At 68.8% G+C, this 18,404-nt stretch carries 19 protein-coding genes and 1 pseudogene; 5 read left to right on the forward strand and 15 right to left on the reverse strand.

What is annotated here, in order from left to right; all coding sequences use genetic code 11:
- Positions 1-434 precede the first annotated feature (434 nt).
- A complete protein-coding gene (locus OIE67_RS38945) occupies positions 435-2,234 on the forward strand; it encodes an alkyl/aryl-sulfatase (RefSeq protein WP_326629902.1) in 1,800 nt (599 codons plus the stop codon).
- Between the two features lie 4 nt (positions 2,235-2,238).
- Here OIE67_RS38945 and OIE67_RS38950 read toward each other — a convergent pair whose 3' ends face one another.
- Genes OIE67_RS38950 through OIE67_RS38960 form a run of 3 tightly spaced genes read right to left on the reverse strand, consistent with a single transcriptional unit; the run spans position 2,239 to position 4,662 of the window.
- Positions 2,239-2,913, reverse strand: coding sequence for a GAP family protein (locus OIE67_RS38950; protein WP_326629904.1), 675 nt, complete (start codon positions 2,911-2,913; stop codon positions 2,239-2,241).
- Positions 2,906-4,525, reverse strand: a complete 1,620-nt coding sequence (locus OIE67_RS38955) for a SulP family inorganic anion transporter (RefSeq protein ID WP_326629905.1) — start codon at positions 4,523-4,525, stop codon at positions 2,906-2,908. Before OIE67_RS38955 ends, OIE67_RS38950 begins: the two co-directional genes overlap by 8 nt.
- Positions 4,522-4,662 carry a hypothetical protein gene (locus OIE67_RS38960; RefSeq protein ID WP_326629907.1) on the reverse strand — a complete coding sequence of 47 codons (141 nt, stop codon included), beginning with the start codon at positions 4,660-4,662 and terminating at the stop codon, positions 4,522-4,524. The genes OIE67_RS38955 and OIE67_RS38960 overlap by 4 nt, the downstream gene beginning before the upstream one ends.
- Positions 4,663-5,014: 352 nt before the next feature.
- Here OIE67_RS38960 and OIE67_RS38965 point away from each other — a divergent pair, with 352 nt between their 5' ends.
- Entirely contained in the window at positions 5,015-6,379 is a 1,365-nt protein-coding gene (locus OIE67_RS38965; RefSeq protein WP_326645610.1) for a sensor histidine kinase, read from the forward strand.
- Positions 6,380-6,459: 80 nt separating this feature from the next.
- On the opposite strand, the gene OIE67_RS38970 is transcribed toward OIE67_RS38965, so the two are convergent.
- The 6 genes from OIE67_RS38970 to OIE67_RS38995 form a co-directional block, all read right to left on the reverse strand.
- Positions 6,460-6,810 carry a hypothetical protein gene (locus OIE67_RS38970; RefSeq protein WP_326629909.1) on the reverse strand — a complete coding sequence of 117 codons (351 nt, stop codon included), beginning with the start codon at positions 6,808-6,810 and terminating at the stop codon, positions 6,460-6,462.
- A 139-nt stretch (positions 6,811-6,949) separates the two neighbouring features.
- Positions 6,950-7,489 (reverse strand): DUF389 domain-containing protein, encoded by a 540-nt coding sequence (locus tag OIE67_RS38975; protein WP_326629911.1) that lies wholly within the window; start codon positions 7,487-7,489, stop codon positions 6,950-6,952.
- Between the two features lie 4 nt (positions 7,490-7,493).
- Positions 7,494-7,727 (reverse strand): LapA family protein, encoded by a 234-nt coding sequence (locus tag OIE67_RS38980; protein WP_326629913.1) that lies wholly within the window; start codon positions 7,725-7,727, stop codon positions 7,494-7,496.
- Positions 7,728-7,764: 37 nt separating this feature from the next.
- A complete protein-coding gene (locus tag OIE67_RS38985; protein WP_326629915.1) occupies positions 7,765-7,983 on the reverse strand; it encodes a hypothetical protein in 219 nt (72 codons plus the stop codon).
- A 62-nt stretch (positions 7,984-8,045) separates the two neighbouring features.
- Complete coding sequence (locus OIE67_RS38990; RefSeq protein ID WP_326629917.1) at positions 8,046-8,618, reverse strand: DUF6114 domain-containing protein; 573 nt, start codon at positions 8,616-8,618, stop codon at positions 8,046-8,048.
- 42 nt (positions 8,619-8,660) lie between these two features.
- The gene (locus tag OIE67_RS38995; protein WP_326629919.1) at positions 8,661-9,257 is read right to left on the reverse strand and encodes a DUF6230 family protein; all 597 of its coding nucleotides are present in this window, start codon (positions 9,255-9,257) and stop codon (positions 8,661-8,663) included.
- A gap of 1,083 nt (positions 9,258-10,340) precedes the next feature.
- On the opposite strand from OIE67_RS38995, the gene OIE67_RS39000 reads away from it, so the two are divergent.
- Positions 10,341-11,177, forward strand: coding sequence for a PAS domain-containing protein (locus OIE67_RS39000; protein WP_326629921.1), 837 nt, complete (start codon positions 10,341-10,343; stop codon positions 11,175-11,177).
- 10 nt (positions 11,178-11,187) lie between these two features.
- Complete coding sequence (locus OIE67_RS39005) at positions 11,188-12,105, forward strand: PP2C family protein-serine/threonine phosphatase (RefSeq protein ID WP_326629923.1); 918 nt, start codon at positions 11,188-11,190, stop codon at positions 12,103-12,105.
- On the opposite strand, the gene OIE67_RS39010 is transcribed toward OIE67_RS39005, so the two are convergent.
- The 4 genes from OIE67_RS39010 to OIE67_RS39025 form a co-directional block, all read right to left on the reverse strand.
- The gene (locus tag OIE67_RS39010) at positions 12,106-13,758 is read right to left on the reverse strand and encodes an IS4 family transposase (RefSeq protein WP_326628174.1); all 1,653 of its coding nucleotides are present in this window, start codon (positions 13,756-13,758) and stop codon (positions 12,106-12,108) included.
- A gap of 104 nt (positions 13,759-13,862) precedes the next feature.
- Entirely contained in the window at positions 13,863-14,201 is a 339-nt protein-coding gene (locus OIE67_RS39015) for a hypothetical protein (protein ID WP_326629925.1), read from the reverse strand.
- Entirely contained in the window at positions 14,198-14,905 is a 708-nt protein-coding gene (locus OIE67_RS39020) for an RDD family protein (protein WP_326629927.1), read from the reverse strand. Before OIE67_RS39020 ends, OIE67_RS39015 begins: the two co-directional genes overlap by 4 nt.
- Entirely contained in the window at positions 14,902-15,288 is a 387-nt protein-coding gene (locus OIE67_RS39025; protein ID WP_326629928.1) for a PadR family transcriptional regulator, read from the reverse strand. The genes OIE67_RS39020 and OIE67_RS39025 overlap by 4 nt, the downstream gene beginning before the upstream one ends.
- 248 nt (positions 15,289-15,536) lie before the next feature.
- On the opposite strand from OIE67_RS39025, the gene OIE67_RS39030 reads away from it, so the two are divergent.
- On the forward strand, positions 15,537-16,310 hold the full coding sequence (locus tag OIE67_RS39030; RefSeq protein WP_326629930.1) for a tyrosine-type recombinase/integrase: 774 nt from the start codon (positions 15,537-15,539) through the stop codon (positions 16,308-16,310).
- 301 nt (positions 16,311-16,611) lie between these two features.
- Here the strand turns inward: OIE67_RS39030 and OIE67_RS39035 are convergent, their stop codons facing one another.
- Together OIE67_RS39035 and OIE67_RS39040 are read right to left on the reverse strand one after the other, a co-directional pair.
- The gene (locus OIE67_RS39035; protein ID WP_326629932.1) at positions 16,612-17,343 is read right to left on the reverse strand and encodes a neutral zinc metallopeptidase; all 732 of its coding nucleotides are present in this window, start codon (positions 17,341-17,343) and stop codon (positions 16,612-16,614) included.
- A gap of 172 nt (positions 17,344-17,515) precedes the next feature.
- Positions 17,516-18,302 (reverse strand): annotated as a pseudogene (locus OIE67_RS39040) (IS5 family transposase).
- Positions 18,303-18,404: the final 102 nt, after the last annotated feature.

An 18,404-nucleotide genomic window follows, 5' to 3' on the forward strand; every position in this document is an offset into this window, starting at 1 on the left:
GTGGTGTCTCAGGTGATGGCGGGCTGGAGGAGTTCGATCTCGATGGTGAGCACGCCGAGGGGTTCCTTCTCGGGGCCGTAGGTGCGGCGGATGCTGGCCAGTTGCTGTCGCGGGGGCTGTCGGTGATGACGCCGAGCGCGGTCAGCAGGGGAGCAGCCAGGCCCGGTGTTCGATGCCGGGGCGGCGGCGCCAAGTCCCTGGTGCTCGGATTTGCTGGTGCCGATCTCGGTGATCAGTAATGGCTGCCAATGTCGGCCGGGGTGAGCGGCGGGACGACGTCAACTTCGGGTGGCGGTCGTCGGCCTGGCCGTAGGCCAGGCGGTGTCGTGTTTGATGCGGAGCGCGGCGTGGTGCTGTCAAAGAGATGGTCACGGGCGGGTGAGGTTACCGGCTGGCGGCGGCGGGGCGGTGCCTGAAGCGGGAAGGCCAGATTTATGGCAGATCTTCCCTTGGGTGATCGGGCGGACTTCGAGGCCGCCGAGCGCGGGTTCGTGGCCGCGCTGAGTCCCGCGATAGTCAAGGCCGACGGCCGTGTCGTGTGGGACAGCGACTCTTACGGGTTCCTGGAGCAGGAGTGCCCGGACACCGCGCATCCCAGCCTGTGGCGGCAGGGGCAGTTGTGCGTCAAGCAGGGCCTGTACGAGGTGACCGACGGCATCTACCAGATACGTGGCCTGGACCTGTCGAACATGACCCTGATCGAGGGCGAGCGGGGTGTCATCGTGATCGACCCGCTGCTGTCGGTCGAATGCGCGGCGGCCGGGCTGAGGCTCTACCGCGAGCAGCGAGGCGACCGCCCGGTCACCGCGGTCATCTACACCCACTCTCACGCCGACCACTTCGGCGGGGTGCGCGGCGTCACCGACGGCGGCGTGCCAATCCTGGCGCCGGCAGGGTTCATGGAGCATGCGGTGTCGGAGAACGTCTACGCCGGCACCGCGATGAACCGCCGCGCCACCTACATGTACGGCCCCGGCCTGCCCCGCTCGCCGGAAGGGCAGATCGGCTGCGGGCTGGGCATGACCACCTCGACCGGCACCATCTCCCTCATCCCGCCGAGTAAGGACATCACCCGCACTGGGCAGGAGGAGACGCTCGACGGCGTGCGGATCGTCTTCCAGCTCACTCCCGGTACTGAGGCGCCGGCGGAGATGAACTTCCTCATCCCCGGCCGCCGGGCGTTGTGCATGGCCGAGAACGCCACCCACAACCAGCACAACATCCTCACCCTGCGCGGCGCGGTGGTCCGCGACACCCGGGTGTGGGCGCGCTACCTCACCGAGGCGATCACGCTGTTCGCCGGTCAGGCCGATGTGGTCTTCGCCTCGCACCACTGGCCGACCTGGGGCAAGGAGAACATCGTCCGCTTCCTGTCGCAGCAGCGCGACATGTACACCTACCTGCACGACCAGACGCTGCGCATGTTGAACCAGGGCAAGACCGGCGTCGAGATCGCCGAGGCGATGCGGATGCCACCCGCCCTGGAGCAGGCGTGGCACACCCACGGCTACTACGGCTCGGTCAGCCACAACGTCAAAGCCATCTACCAGCACTATCTGGGCTGGTTCGACGGCAACCCGGCCCACCTGTGGGAGCACCCGCCGGTGGAGCAGGCACGCCGCTACGTCGAGTGCATGGGCGGACGCGACGGTGTCCTCGCCTTCGCCCGCCGCTACATCGATGACGGGGACCTGCGGTTCGCCGCCTCGCTGCTCAATCACGCGGTCTTCGCCGACGAGCACGACGGTCAGGCGCGCGCGATGCTCGCCGAGGTCTACACCCGGCTCGGCCACGGCTGCGAGAACGGCACCTGGCGCAACTTCTACCTGGCCGGCGCCCAGGAGCTGACCGGTGACGTCGTGCCCGCCGACCTCGACACCGCCACCTCGCCGGAGATGCTCGACGCCCTGACCGTCGAGCAGATCTTCGACTCCCTGGCCATCCGCATCGACGGGCCCAAGGCGTGGAAGGAGAGCCTGGCAATCGACTGGCACCTGACGGACCTGGACCAGCGCTATCGCACGACGCTGTCCAACGGCGCGCTCATCCACCAGACCGACCCACCACGGCAACCGGCAGACCTGACGCTCACACTTACCAAGCAGCAACTGCTCGGCCTGCTCGCCGGCCGAGCAGCCGACGACATCGAGCACGAAGGCGACATGAACGCCCTGCGCCGCCTGACCGCCGTCCTGGAAGACCCGGATCCCGCGTTCGCGATCGTCACCCCGTAGCCTCTCAGGCGAGCAGGCCGCGCAGTCCCTTGGCGAGGAACAGCAGGGCGAACACCAGGATCAACAGCAGGGTGAGGGCGCCGTTGTGCCGGATCAGCCAGCCGCGCATGCGCTGGAGCCGCTGCCCGCCGCTCGAGGTGAGCGCGGTGGCGTAGGGGGCGAGCACGCCGATGCTGCCGATGACGACGAACACGGCCGCCAGGACGATCTGCCGGCCGAGGGGCAGGGGCTCATGGGCGGCGGCGATGGCGCCGCCGGCCAGCGAGGCCAGGTTGACCGGGTTGGCCACGATGAGCAGCGCCGCCACACCGACGATCTTCGGGATGGTCATGGTGTCCATGGCGGCGATCCAGCGCGGCACCTCCGGTGCCTTGCTCTCCTTGCGGCGGGCGGCCCTGCGGATGCCGGCGACGACCATCGCCAGCAGGAGTATGCCGATGATCAGGGCGAGCCAGGCGACCCAGACGGGCTTGGCATGTCCGGTGGCGCCGATGGCGCCCAGCAGCAGGATGAGAACGACGAGCACGACCCAGCTCATGAGCAGCCAGGTGACTTCGAACAGCAGCGCCTTGGCGCGACCGTTGGCGCTGATCAGCAGGGCGATGACGGCCACGACCGGGAACGGTGAGACGATCAGGCCCAGGGTGTAGGGCAGCATGTCGGCGAACGCCTTACCCATGGTCACTCTCCTGGTAGGCGGCGGCTGCGGCCTCGTTGGAGTCGTAGTAGGTGAGCCCGGTCAGGCCGTAGTGGGTCAGCAGGTGGCGCAGGCCGGTGGTGGCGCGGGCGACGGCGAAGGTGACGCCGCGTTCGCGCAACATGTCTGTGGTTTCGCGGAGGGCTTGAGCGCCGGTGGTGTCGACGTCGGTGATGGCCTCGGCGTCCAGGACGATCCATTGGGCGCCCTGGCCGGCCAGGCGGGCGACCTCGGCTTTGAAGGTGGCGGCGTTGGCGAAGAAGAGCTGGCTTTCGAAGCGGTAGACGGCGAGCGGCCCGCCGGCCGGGCCGCGGACGTAGCGGCCGTGCTCACCTGGGCGCAGGGTGGAGGTGCTGGGCCGGGAGGCGCGCCGTACCACGTCCACCGCCGACAGCAGAAAGGCGATGATGACCGCGGTGAGCGAGCCGAGAACGGGCACGCCGAGCAGGCACACCACGGCGATCCAGAACTCCGATCGGCGCAGCCGCCACAGCTCGGCCAGCTTACGTACATCGATGAGCCGCACGACGGCGACGGCGACGATGCCGGCCAGGGCGGTGTTGGGCAGGTAGGCGAGTACGCCGGAGAAGAACGCGACCAGGACGGAGACCACGACCGCGCAGACCATGCTGGGGAGTTGCGAGCGGGAGCCGGTGGCGTCCATGGCAGCGGTGCGCGAAGCGCTGGAGCCGACGGTCATCGACTGGGTGAGCCCGGCGGCGATGTTGGCCAGGCCGAAGGCGCGCAGCTCGGTGTTGGCGTCGAGCCGGTAGTGGTGTTGTTCGGCGTAGCGGCGGGCGGTGAGCAGCCCGTCGGCCAGAGTGACGGCGCAGATGGCGATGGCGCCGGGGATGAGCGCGGCCCACTGGCCGAGCGTGACCCTGGGCCAGTGCGGGACCGGCAGCCCGGAGGGGACTTGACCGAGCACCGAGACACCCTGCTTGTCGAGTCCGGCCCAGGCGACGGCTACGGTGGCGGCCACCAGCGCGACCAGAGGCCCCGGCAACGCCGGTAGGAACCTCCGCAGTGCGACGATCACCGCCATGGTTGCGACCCCGACGACAACGCTCCACAGGTGCGCCTGAGGAACCTTGGTGATGATCTCCCACAGCTGCGGGAAGAACCGCTCAGCGGTGACGTGGATGCCGAGGATCTTCTCGACCTGACTGGTGAGGATCTCCACAGCCAGCCCGGCGATGAACCCGACCAGGACCGGTTCGGACAGGAAGTTGGCCAGGAACCCCAGCTTGAAGGCGTAGAACAGCAGGAACACCGCCGCGCAGACGAGCGCCTGGGCGTAGGCCAGCTCGACATACTGCGGGCTGCCGGGCTTGGGGGCGATCGAGACCAGCAGCGAGGCGATCAGCGCGGCGATGGGCGCGTCCGGGCTGGCCACCAGCTGGCGAGAGGAGCACAGCACCGCGAACACCAGCATCGGCACGATCGCCGCGTACAATCCGACGACCGGCGGCAGCCCGGCGATCTGCGCGTAGCCGATGTTGAGCGGGATGGCCAGCGCCGCCAGCGTGACCCCCGCGGTGACCTCTCTGGGCAGGTTGAGCGGGCCGCGGATGCCTGCGGCGAACCAGGTCACGGCAGCAGCCCGCCCCGTTGCTTGCCCTCTGCCACCATGCCGGCGGACGGTGGCACAGCCATCACCGCCCTGACCGGGATCAGGCTGATCGCCGCGGCCAGGACGAAAGGCAGTACTTCCCCTACAACCCCACTCATACCACTCCCCCACCTGCAACTGGCGTACCCCTGTTGAGCAGGGATGATGCTGGGCGATCTCGCAGGCTTCCCCTGATCCCGGCGTGGCTACGAAACAGGGGGCGGTCGGCTGGCGGAGACTGTGGGTGTCAATGGCTTTTGAGCTTTCCCCGCTGATCCGACGTGTCCGGCTGGGCGGAGTTGCGCGGATACCGGCGCGCGTGGGCCGTGCCCGGACCTGCCGGCGGCGCGGCCATCATCGTGGTGACTCTTGGTAGTCGGACTTGCGTGCACGGTGGTCGAGCCTCTGAGGGGATCCGTCTTCGGCCGCTTCCGAAGCACACATTTAGCCTGGTTGTGAGGGGGAAGCGTGATGAAGCCATGCCGCGAGTGGTCGGTGCGGAGCCGGCTGAGCCTGCTGGCCGCGACAGTGATGACCCTCCTGTGCACGGGCATCGCCGCGTTGATCATAACGATCGTGCATGACGACCGCATGCTCGAAACCAATCGCCGTAATCATGACGCGATCGCGAGCGCCGCCGGTCTGCTGGCCCATGGCCAGGTGCCTGCGGTGAGCACGGGTTACCAGATCGCCGCCTTTCAGGTGATCGACCCCGCCGGCCGGGTCGTGTCGGCCAGCGCGAACCTGCAAGGACGGCCACCAATGGCCCCATCCGTCCCGAGCCTCCTCGTAGGAGGGATGGAGACCTTGTGCCACATGCCCGACTTCCCCGACACCTGCATGCTCGTCTCCGCTCAGCGTGTCCCACGGCCGGACGGCGACTGGGCCATCTATGTCGCCGCCCCTGCCTACCCGTGGTACGTCAACGGACGGTTCCTGGCCGGCGTGGTGGCCGGATCCGCACTGCTGATCGGGGTCACCGCCTTCGGCGCGTGGCGGATCGTCGGCAGATCACTCAAGCCGGTCGCCACCATCTGGGCCCAGCTCTGCAAGATCACTTCTACTGACCTGGGGCACCGCGTTCCGGTTCCTGCGCCGCTCGATGAGATCCATGACCTGGCCTGCACGGTCAACCAGACCCTGACCATGCTGGAGGCCGCGTTGCAGCGAGAACGCCGCTTCACTGCTGACGCCTCACACGACTTGCGCAGCCCCATCACCGCCATGCGCACCCAGATGGAAGAGGCGCTCCTGCATCCCGCCGACGCCGACTGGCCCGCCACAACCGCCGCCATGCTGGACAGCCTGCACCGCCTGCAGGCCATCGTCACCGATCTGCTGACGCTCTCCCGCCTGGACGCAGGCGCGAGTGGCCCCGCAGCGGCGGTGGACCTGAACGAACTGGTGGCCTGCGAACTGGATCACCGCCGCCCCCGCAAGGTGACCATTGCACGCGATCTTCAGCCGGCTCTGGTCCACGGTGACCGCCTTCAGCTCGTCCGCCTGCTCACCAACCTGGTGGACAACGCCGAGCGGCACGCCGCGTCCACCGTGACCGTCTCCCTAAGCACGGAAGGTGGCCAGGCCGTGCTGGCGGTGAGTGACGACGGCTCCGGTGTCCCCGCAGACCAGCGGGAGCGGATATTCGAGCGCTTCGCCCGGCTGGAGGACGCCCGCGCCAAGGACGCCGGCGGCACCGGGCTCGGCCTGCCGATCGCCCGGCAGATCGCCGAACACCACGGCGGAACGCTCACCGTCGAAGACTCCGGACAGGGCGCTCGTTTCGTCGCCCGCATCCCGCTGTACGCCGCACGCCGGCCACATCCCTCAACATGATCAACACACCGGGTAGCGGGCGAGGTTCTACACCGATCAGCTCGACGGGGCGGAACGCGGATGCGCTGCCTCAGGGATCGTCAAGCGCGGGTAAGTCTCAGGGGAAGGTCGTGCGGGTCTTTAGGAGGGTGCGCCGACCCGGCCGGCGTGGATCGTGCTTCCTTGCGCGGTCTCGAGCACGATCGTATCCCGTCCGGGATCCGGCCGCGGAACGCGTCGAGGAGGCCGGAGATCGGTGGCAGGTCGCCCGGGGTCCGTACACGGATGTGGATCTCACGGGAGATGACGTCGGCGCCGGCGATCGACGAGCCCGGCACCACGGAGATCCACTCGGCGGCGACCGTCTCGGCCCGCGCGCTCCAGGCGGTCAGCAGGTAGCTGATCACGCTGCTGGCCGACAGCGGCAGCAGCACCACGGCGGCCAGCAGCACCAGGGTGAGACGGGTGCGGCGGCGGTTGCCCTGGAGCGGGTGACGGACTCGGCCGCGTACCCGCTCGCCGTGAACACCGCGATGCCGCCCAGCACCAGCGCCAGCAGGTTGGACAGGAAAAGCATGAGCGCGCCGAGCGTCAGCCAGCCCGCCCCCTGACCGAGGCAGAGCCAGCCACGGCCAGCGGCGGGACCAGGGAGATCGCGATCGCCACGCCCGGCAGCACGGCGGCGACGTCGCGGCGGGCGTGCGCGACGGCTCCGGCCAGGCCGGTGGCGAGCGCAGCCACCAGATCCATCGGCTTCGGGGAGGTGCGGGCGGCGATCTGGCTGTTGGCCAGCAGCGCGTACGAGATGGGCAACAGCAGCGAGAAGAGCATCCCCATGGCGACCACGAACAGGCTGCCGAGGACCACGAACCCGATCGCGCCCTGCCCGCCGCGCCGCACGATCGCCAGCGCGACGCCCATGATCGGCGTGCCCAGCGGTGCGATGATCATCGCACCGATCACGGTGGCCGTGGAGTCAGTGTGGATGCCGGCCGACAGTGCGCGCATCGTCCAGAACGCCGATCGTTTCGAGCGCACATCCCCCGAAGACAGGTCCAGGATCTCGGCCAGTTCCTCCAGCGGGCGGCGTTGCGCCGCGGGCAGGATTCGCTCTCGGAGGCGGCTCAGCACGCCGTCACCGCCTCTTTCGGCTCCCGCGGCCGGCCAGCGCGCCGATGCCGATCCCGACGACGGTGCACGCCACCAGCGTGACCCACAGTGGGGCGGTCACCACGATCGTGAACAGCCGGATCATCGCGTCCTGCCGGTTCTGCAGGATAAACGCGACCGCCAGCACCAGCAGCACGAGCGCCAGCCAGACGCGCGGCGGTACCGCCCCGAGACGGCTCCGCGGGCCTTGCTCGGCCACGAATACCTCCAGATGTGTGTGAGCGCCGGTGTTTCGATCAGGCCTTCACCAGCGTGACCTCCACGCAGCGGGTGCCCACCCCTCTGATGCGCCGGCAGGTGAGCAGCGCGTACAGGCATGCCGGCCGCGGCGCGAGCAGCTGCCCCAGCGACGCCTGACCGACCGGAAGGTAGTCGCGCTGTAGCCACCCGCGAGCGGCCCGATCGCTGCGCTTCTCCGACATCGCGGCCGTCGCATCCGTACGCGCTCGCGTCATCCCGTGCTGCCCGCCTTCCCGGCCGGCCGCGCGCTTCGCCTCGGGGAACCCACCGTACCCCGCTACTCTGCCGGCTCTCGCAGCTTCGCGAGGGAACTCCTGTCCGCCGGCACACGATCGGCCTCGATACGGGCTCGCCTCATAGGCACAACCAGCCGCCGCCAGCGCCGCCCCACCGCGATGGCCGTCGACCAGCGCGGCACGCTCACACGCGAGGCGAAGGCCCGGGCCGCGGCCAGGACGCTCCGCACGGTGACGGTGTCCAAGCGGCCGGCGGGCCGGCTGATAGGGGTCCAGGCGACGGCCAGCATGCCGCCCAGCAGGCCCAGGATCATGCCGAGCAGGAAGCCGCCCAGGTTGGAGCAGACGAAGGACGCCAGAGACAGCAGCACCGCGATCAGACCGAGGAAAACCCGCTGGCCGGGCTGCAGCCACACCAGCGCCCCCGCGATGATCAGGACGAGGGCGATGAGATAGCCGGCCCCCACAGTGCCGAACATGACGGCCACGGGCAGCGCCTGCAGGGCGAGCGGGATGGACAGCAGCTCCAGCCCCGCCGCCACGATGAACAGCCCGCCCCAGAACGGCCGGGAACGCCGCCACGACTTCATGATCTTGCGCCCTTCATCTCGCACCGACCCGCTCGTTCTCCGCCAAGCCCAGGGCCGGGCTGCGCCTCAGTAGCACTCGTGCGCGCCCCGCGTGATCGTGAGGCCGAGGTCGGGCAGGCTGAACGTGGCGGCCGTGACAGCTCTGGCGCCTAGCCTGACCTCGCGCAGGGTGACCACTCTGGCCTGGCCGCCGAAGGTGCCGGCCGGCCCCCTACCGGCGGGAACCTCGTCCAGGGTGCTGGCATCCCGGCCCAGCTCAAGGTCGCGGATGGAGGCCGCGGTCTGGCCCACCGACACATCGATCACCAGATCGTCGATGTTGACCTCGTTGCCGCCCTGGCCGCCGGTGAGCCGGAGCGTCACCGTGCCCACGGGTGTCTTCACCAGCGCGCTCGAACACAACTCGCTGACCGCGGCCCGCCGGACGCCGGCCACGATGACGGGGATCAGCCGGCCCTTCTTGGTCCGGTCCACGTCAGTGGCCAGGGTGAAGCCCTGACCGCGCAGCTGGCCGGCGAAAAGCTTGAAGCCGTTCCCGGAGACCACGAACGTGGCACCGATCACTCCCTGAGCCGTGGCACCGATCAGCAGCGACGTCATCGCCGCGACAGGAACGAGAAGCAGACCGAAGCGCTTCCATCGCACGCGTCCCTGCTCGGCCATGATGCGCTCCCTTTCACGTAGGCCCATCAAGCGAGCCAGCACTCTGTTACAGCCAGTCACAGCCCGGTCTATTGCCGAGCATGCGGGACATCCACGGCGCTCGTCGACCTACACGCCGGACGCCGCAGCGCTTATGGCGAACTACTGGACGAATTTGCCCACATCTAGAACGGCGGCTCCCGCGTACCGACTGCTCGGGAAGCGCTTCTGCCAGCAGCCTGGGAAGGCAGTTGTGCTGGGCAGGGTGCCCGATGGATGTGCGCAGCGGCGCCGTTTGGGCGCTGATGCAACCGTTCATTATTCCGTGCACCATGGCTGACCACCGTGGCCCGGGACGACCTGATCGAGCGGGCGGGCGTGTTGTCCTCGGTGAAGCTCGGCGAGGTTGGAGAAGCCCTGCGTGCCGCGGGACAGAGGAGGGAGTCGACCCCGATGACGGCTGCCAGGATCAGCGAGATCAAAGAGGTCCGCCGTCTCGAAGGACTTGAGTAGCGGATGCCTGGCTGCTCAGCTCGATCTCGTCGGCGACTGACCGCTGCCCCCTCTCCACCGCACCACAGCAACAAGATCACGATCTACGGCTGGAGTATTGGGCGGGGTTGGGAGATGCCGGGTGGGTTCAGGCTGAACGTGGTCACGCTGTCCGGCGTCGTCAGGGGGCTACCTCGCATCGCAAGGTCGCCGTCATCGTCGGCGCCTCGCTGGGCATCGGTGCCGTCTTCTCTTGACCAGCTGAAACGACTTTGCGGCGGAGGCCTTGCCCGGCGTGGACAGGGCATGGCGTGATGCGGATGTCGGCGAAGGCGAGATCGGCGGCCAAACGTGGGAGCCGCGGGTCGCAAGAGGGTATTCCGGTCGCAAGTGTCCGGCCTGCCACCCGCCTAAACGGGGTAAATAGGGTGATATGCCGCCTTCGCGGCTGCGTACCGTTGACGTATGTCGCAGCGGCGGACACCTGGGGGGCCGGCACCGGACGGAGCTGGTCGGCGGGGCGCTTCTCGTCCCGGAACCGCCGGGCCCGTCTCGGCGGCCGTCGATGAGGCACTGATCGAGGCGGCAGCCGCGACCGGCGCGCACATCGCCATGTTCTACCTGCTGGACGAGACGTGCCGCGTGTTGCTGATGGAGGCCGAACTCGGGCTGCCGGCCTGGGACACCAAACCGTGGACACGCGTCAGAGTCGACGCGGGCGTCCCGGTGGCCGCCGCCGTCCGCCGCGACGAACTGATCTGGGTGCCCAGCCCGGGCGACATGGCCCGCCGCTTCCCGGCCACGGCGCTATCGGCGCCCTACCCCGTCGCCCTGGCCGCCGCACCCATCCGCGCCGACGCACGCGTGCACGGATCGTGGGCCTTGATGTGGCCCGAATCGCACCCGGCCGGCCTCTCCCTGGGCGAACTCGCCGCCATCAACCGCACCAGTGAGCGGTTCGGGCGGCTCCTGGCGAACGCCGGAGCCGAGGGACGTCCATTGCGCGCGCTCGGACAGCCGCGCACCCTGACCGCGCCCCCAGCCATCACGCCGGACGCGCAGTGGGGCCCGGCCGCGCTGGACTGTCTCAACCGATTCACCGACGGCATCGCCGCCATCGACATCCAAGGCCACCTCACCTTCTGCAACCCCGCCGCGGCCCATCTCTTCGGCCTGCACGGACCGCCCGCATGGGGATACCGGCTGTGGGACCGCGTGCCGTGGCTACATGATCCGGCGTTCGCGCATTGTTACCGCGCCGCGGTGATCGGCCAGCAGCCGACCTCCTGCCTCGCCGCTCCTCCCGGCGGACGCCTGCTGAAGATCCGGCTGCATCCGGCGCCGTCCGGGATCAGCCTGCACATCACCCCCGCGCAGGCGGGCGAGCACCGTCAGGAAGAGTACGCCGCCGGCGGGCGCCGAAGTACCGCTATTGAGCGACTCCCGTAACTTCCTGCACATGGCCTCCACCCTGGCGCGGGCGCTGGACGTGCGCGAAGTCGTCGATCTGGTCGCCGACCATGTCACCCCCGTGTACGGCGTGCACGCCATGGCACTGCTGGTGGCCGAGCGCGGCAGGATGCACATCGTCGGCTCGCACGGATACCCCCGTGAGACGCTCGACCGGTTCGACGGCCTTCCCCTCACCTCGCCCACCCCCGCCGAACAGGTCATGCGAACGGGCCGGCCCGCCTTCTTCAGCTCACGAGAAGAACTCCGGCGCGCCTACCCGGACCTCGTGCCTTCCAGCGGCGCGGCCGCCTGGGCGTTCCTGCCGCTCACGGTGTCCGAGCGGCGGATCGGCACCTGCATGTTCGCCTTCACCCACCCCCATCGGTTCACACCTGAAGAACGCCTCACACTCCATGCGCTCACCGGCCTGATCGCCCAGGCGCTGGACCAAGCGCTGCTGTACGAGATCAAGGACCGGCTGGCCCACAGCCTGCAGAGCGCCCTGCTCCCCGCTGAACTGCCGCAGGTCGCCAGCCTGCAGACCGCTGCCCGGTATGTACCCGCCACCCGCGGAGTCGGCATCGGCGGCGACTTCTACGACCTCATCACCGCCGAGGACGGGGTGATCGCGGCCGTCATCGGGGACGTGCAAGGCCACAACATGACCGCGGCGGCGCTCATGGGCCAGGTACGCACCGCCATCCGCGCCTGCACCGTCACCGGCGCCAGCCCGGGACAGGTCCTGCGGCACACCAACCGGCTGTTGGCCGAGCTGGGCACCGATCTGTTCACCAGCTGCCTGCTCGTACACATCGACCTTCGGCTGCGCACCTTCTGCGCGGCCACCGCCGGGCACCCGCCACCCCTGCTCGGCCTGCCCGGCCGGCACACCGACGTCATCGGACATTCCCCCAAGGCCAGGTAGTTAAGGTTTCTGGGCTGCTGGCAAGAGCGCCGGGGCGAGCGGCCCGGCAGTGTAGACACCCGGCCGGATTTTGCGGATGAGCTGGCTGTCGGCCCAGCGCGACAGCTGCCGATACATGGTGTTCAGGGCGACATCGCCGAGGTGATGGGCGATGTCGCGGGCCCTCCAGGAGCGGTTGGGGTCTTGGTGGAGGAGGGCCAGGACTTGTTGTTGTCTGCGGCGGTCGGCCGGGGCGATGGGCCGCTCGTCTCGGGACGCGGTGGGCAACGTGGGCGGGGGTGGCAGGAGGGTGATGTCGAGGTCGGTGATGGTGCGGCTGTGGTCGGGTCTGCCGTCGTCGAGGCGTTCGTTGTAGCGGGAGATGGGTGATTTGACCTTGCGGGTGCTGACACGCGGGCGGCGGGGTGGCAGCAGCGCGGCCAGGACACGGCGTCCGATGGTTCCGACCAGGCCGGTGGTGGTGCCTGGGTTGTCGCCGGGCCGGATCACCAGGTCGCGGGCCGCGTGCAGGGCGGTGGAGAAGCCGCAGCGGTCGGGGTCGGTCCCGGGCCGGGACTCGGCGGCGTCGACCATCGTCGTGCGTAGGAGCTGGTAGAGCGTGAGCACCGACCACATCTCCTGTTCCAGGCCGGCGGGGTCGCCTGAGCGCAGGATCCGTCCTTGCATGATGGTGTGGCGGAGTGCGTAGTAGGCCGACTCGTGTTCCCATCGCTGGTGGTAGAGCTTGATCAGGGCGGCGGCCGGGTAGCGGCGGGCGTCGGTCAAGGTGGTGGCCAGACGGTAGGTGCCGGTGAAGGTGGTGCCGTCGGTGCAGGTCACGGTCACGCGGGCCTCGATGATGCGGATCTTCAGGTTACCGAGCATCGAGAGGTAGGAGCCGTCGGTGAGGGTGGCCAGGACGGGGGTGCGCCGGTTGCTGCGCAGCCGGCCGAGCACCTGGGCGCCGGTGGCGCTGACCTGGGCGAGGAAGGCGTTGCTGTCGAAGCCCTTGTCCCATAACACGAGCATGTCGGGCGTCAGCAGGTGCAGCAGGCGCCGGGCATAGCCGGTCTCGCCTTCGCTGGTGGGGCCGAAGACCGCGCCGATCAGGGCCCGCGTTCCGGTCTCTGCGAGCGTCATCAGTTCCAGCAGTGGGTAGCCGCCGTGGCCGGGGCTGCCCAGCCAGGCCCGGTTACGGATGGTGTCGGGGGCCTTGAGCGAGCTGCAGCCGTCGAAGGAGACGGTGCGGTAGGCCCCGAACCGTGCTCCGGGCGTCGTGCGCTGGGCCAATGGTCCGCTCAGCACTTCGAACAGGCGCTGCATCGGTGCGCCGCCGACTCTGCGGCGCAGGTCTCGCAGGGCTTTGGCGGTGGGGGTCACGACAGGCAGGGCGGTCAGCGAGGCCGTCAGTTTCTGCCAGACCAGCAGGTAGCCGACCTCGGGGAACAGGCACATCGCCAGCAGGAAGTAGACCCCGACACGCGAGGGCAGCGCGCGCAGACGACGCTGCACGCTGCGTGTCTCATCAAGGACCGCATCGACGAGCTCGAACGGCACGAGCCCGGTCAGCTCACCCAAATGCCCGGGAGCGAACAATCGCCCGGCTGCCGAGCGGGACGAAGAGTCCGTCTCGACAGCGCGGGAAACAGCAGAGCTGGCATACTCGGCAATCAACGGAGATCCAGTTCTTCGACGGCTGGTTGTGGAAGATCACCGTTCTACTGGATCTCCGTCCTCATGTCCTGAGAACCCACGCCCTTGACGGCACCACAGAAGCCTTAACTACCTGGCCTTGGGCCAACTCCACCAACGACAAGTCCGTACAAGGTGACACTGACCACCAGCGCCAGGACGGCCAGCCCTACGGTGATCAGGACGTCCCGCCCACGGGGGGCGTGCAGGCCCACCGATGACAGCGGCCGCCGCTCCACGGCCAGGACGAAGCCCAGCAGCAGCGCGGCGGCGATCCAGCGCGATACCAGGACGAGGTCGAAGTCCACCGCGCGATCGTCATCGCCCAATATCCAGGCCGCGTGCTGCACGAGCGTGGGGACGAACCACAGTGCCACGCCGGCGGCCAGCGCCACGAGAGGCGGAACGCGGACGGCGGTCTTCACTTCGCCTCCCGAGCGCTCACGACCTTGGTCTCGGTCAGGCGGTCGAGTACCCGCCGCCGGTCGCCCCACACGACCGGCGCCCAGTCCAGCCAGGCAAAGGGTCCCACCAGCAGGCTGAGCCGCCGCACGACACCGGCGACCGGGTGAATGCGCAGCCCGGCTTCGGTCACGACGCGTAGTTTCATGAGGCGCTTGCCCGGAGTCGTGCCGGTCCATGCCTCGAGCAGCCCCAGTCCGACGATCGACCAGAGCAGAGCGAGCGGGACACCCAGGCTGTAGAGCAGCCCGGCGTAGTCGTAACCGGTGCCGCACTGCAGGGGCGCGAAGGACACGCAGCCGTCACCGATCTTGACGTGCACGAAGGGCGGGAACGCCAGCGCGAAGCCACTCCCCGCCTCCAAGGTCCGGACGATACCCTGAACGAGCAGCGCGATTGTGACCCCGACGAGCGGCAGGTTGTCGATGACGACCGCGGCGAGCCGCGCATCCATGGGAGCCGGCGTTGCGGACCGCAGGTCGGCGAAGGTGGCCGCCGCCTCTTCCGGGGTGCCGAGGCGGCTCAGGACCTGGGCTAACTCTCCCGCCTCCGCGGCGTCGGACAAGTGCTCGCCGAGCTCCGCCTTGGCCCTGTCCCGGGCCGGGCCCGTCAGATGGCGCCTGACCCTTTCCGTGTAATCGTCGATGATCTGCCGCTCGTCGGTCATTCCCGCACCTCACCAAGTGTGTCGAGTAGTTGTCGCATCCCGTCGACCAGGCCGCTCCACTCGGTACGCAGCATGGCGAGGTACGCGCGACCGTCTGGGGTGATGACGTAGTACTTGCGCGGCCTGGCACGCCCTGCCGCCTCCCAAGTCGCGAGGATGTGGCCGGAATCCTCCAGCCGGTGCAACAGCGGATAGAGCGTCCCCTCCTTGACCTCCAGGACCCCCTCGCCCGTCTGCCGCAGCACTTTCAGCAGTTCGTAGCCATATCGGCGGCGGAGGCTGAGGACGGACAGCACAGCCAGCTCGGTCGTGCCACGTGCGAGCTCGCGACGCAGACGGGCGATGGTTGCCGATTCTGGCGTCGCCTCGGTGTCCTCAGTCATGAGGACACAGTATGACCTGATACCTTGTGCGGCAAGGTATCAGGTCAGTCGAGTATTTCCCGTGTCGTGGGATTGAAGGCATCTGGACCTGCTGAAACGCGCCCGCTTGACAGTGAAGGAGTCGACGTCGTCAGACCAGGTGGTGATGTCGAGCGTCCAGTCATGGGTGCCGGGCGGCGACCCTGTCTTGCCGTCGCGGATGAGCGATGTGGACAGTTTTGGCGCCAGTGTCAGTGAGCACCATCGGGATGAAGATGCGCAGTAGCGGGGCCAGGCTCCTCGCCCCTACGTCGACGGCGGCCCCCGAATTCACCGAGCTGTCGCCGGCCAGCCGCACGCGCGCCGTCGTCGCCTCCTTCACCAAGCGGGCGTCCAGCACGACCTCCTGGCCGTCAACCCGATGGACCGCATCGACACCGTCAAGGCTTCCCCGCCCGGCTGCGGCCGCCGACGTGGCCAAGGTGTCGGCGGTGATCTGCGCGCGGTGGCCGCGCAAGGATCTACCGCTGGACCGGCTACAGGATCGGGCGCTGTTCGAGACCGCCTATGTGTGCGGCACCCGCGCCTTCGAAGTCTGCGGCCTGTACGTGGAAGACCTGGACCTGCGCCTGGACGACGAACACGTCCGCATCCACGGTAAGGGCGGCAGCGTGTGCACCGTTCTGCTCGACGACCGCGGCTACGTTACCCTGCTCAAGCTGTACCTGACCCGTGCCGGCTACGCCGCCGGGCCGCTGTTCCGTGCCTCCATCAACGGTCGCGGTGGGCCGCTGTCCTACGACGCCGCCCACCACCGCCGGCAGAGCTACTGCGCCGCCGCACGCGTCGAGATCGACATCCACCAGCTCCGCCACGCCTACGCCACCGAGCTCATCAACGCCGGGGTGTCCATCGAGGCCGTCCGCCGCCGCCTCGGCCACGCTTCTGCCGAGACCACCCAGATTCACGCGTTGCTGGACGACAAGGTCGCCGACGCCGAGGTCCGCGCCGCCCGGCGGCGGCGCGGCCAATCGACCCACTGACGAACGACAAACCGCTGAGGCCCATCTCACGCCTCGTGGACCATCAGCACAGGTCAGAGATGGGCTCGTTGATTTTCCGCGATTGCTACCGGGGCCCCCTAACCCAGGGGCGGGCATGGCGGCTCCGCCCGCGGGAGGCCTGGGCATAACCGGCGTCCGACGGCGGTGTGGCGTCCCGCTCGATGCGGCGGATCGCCACGCGGGCGCCATGGGTGGCGAGCACCCGGCTGATCGCCGTGCCGATGCCGCCCACCCTTCGGCGACCAGGACGTTCTGACCGGCCAGGCCGGGGTCGATAGCGTCAGGAGACCTTGGACGAGGCTGCCGCCCAGGTGTTGCAGGAGGCGGGGTCGGCGGTGCGGAAACCGGCCTTGACCCATCGCTTGCGGTTGGCGGCCTTGCCGTACTCGGCGGAACCGCGGTAAAAGGACGACGCGACCCTCTCCCAGTCCCGCGCGGTCTTGCCCGGCAGCGGCCAGACGCTCTTGGTGAAGGCCGCGCCCAGGCATTCGACCTGCTGGTACATGCGCCGCCCCTGCTCGAGGTGCTCGGCCTTGCTGCCGGCTCGGAGGTCCTCGCCGGCGTCGTAGAGACCGGCCTGCTTCTGCACGTGGTAACCGTACGTGACGGCGATCGTGTTGAAGAGATCGAGGCCGGTCATTGGCCCGAGGAGCCAGTACTTGCCGATCTTGAAGGACAGCGTGCGGTCCCAGTCGCAGTACCACACCGTGGACGACTGGATCGTCTCGCCGTCCTCGGACGCGCAGTAGTTCTTGGGCAGGCGGGTCACGTACCGCACCTTGACCGGCTCATAGGGCAGGCCGGCCTTCTTCAGGTGCTGTCCCCACGTGTTCTCCAGGCAGCGCAGGGCCTCGTTGATGTAGGTACGAGCCTCAGCGGGCGTCATGGGCTCGTCCGGCAGGTCGTTACAGGTCGTGGTGGGCAGCGGCCCGGCCTGGTACAACGCGTTCTTGACGAGCACGGGGTTCTTCACGGGATACGCCGAGGCGTGCGCGGCCGCCGTGACGGTCAAGGGGTGAGGAGAGCGCAGGCGAGTGCCGCGATCTTGAGGGGCTTCACGGTGGGTCAGAATATGGGCTTGCGGGGTTGAAGCGCCATATCGGTACCGACCTGGAGTTGACGCCATTGATCCGCGACGCACGCCGCCCGCCGGACGACACGGCTAAGAAGTCCTAACAGAATGATCAGCGGTTTAGGCGTCGCCAGCAGATGATCGCGGCGGCGAGGGTCATGAAGGCTTCGTGGATGTCGTCGCGGATCTCCCAGCGGATGCGCAGGCGGCGGAACCAGTGCAGCAGCGCGATCGTCTGCTCGATCACCCACCGGTGCACGCCCAGGCCGGAGCCGTCCTCGGTACCCCGGCGGGCGATGACCGGCTTGACCCCGGTGGCCCAGACCATCCGCCGGTACTTGTCGTGGTCGTATCCCCGATCGGCGTACAACACCTTGGGCCGCCGGCGGGGCCGGCCGCGACGGCCCCGCACCGGTGTGATCGACCGCAGCAGCGGCATGACCTGGGTGACGTCGTTGCGGTTGCCGCCGGTCAGGGTGAAGGCGAGGGGGACGCCGTTGCCGTCGGCGATGACGTGGTGCTTGGAGCCGTCTTTGCTCGATCGACCGGACTCGGACCCGTTTTGGGCCGCCCTTCAGCGCCCGGATGTGGGAGCTGTCCATCACCGCCTTGGACCAGTCCAGCCGACCGGCCGCATGCAACTCCGTCAGCAGCAGTTCGTGCAGCTTCCGCCACACACCGGCGGCATGCCAGTCCCGCAACCGGCGCCAGCAGGTCATCCCCGAACCGAAGCCCAGCTCCTGCGGCAGGAACTCCCAGGCGATCCCGGTGTAGAGCACGAACAAGATGCCCGACAGCACCCTACGGTCGTCCAGCCGCTTACGCCCTGGACGATCGGCCCGGCGCGGCACCACCGGTAACAGCGGCTGAATGCGCGCCCACAACTCATCCGGCACGATCTACGGCGGCTGCTCGCCCTTCTTCACGCCGTGATCAACTCGAAGGCGATCACCAATATTCCTAGATCATTTTGTTAGGACTTCCAAGAGCCGGTGGCGGTC

Origin of the sequence: Nonomuraea fuscirosea (genome assembly GCF_035917475.1) — a bacterium.
Lineage (GTDB): Bacteria > Actinomycetota > Actinomycetes > Streptosporangiales > Streptosporangiaceae > Nonomuraea > Nonomuraea fuscirosea.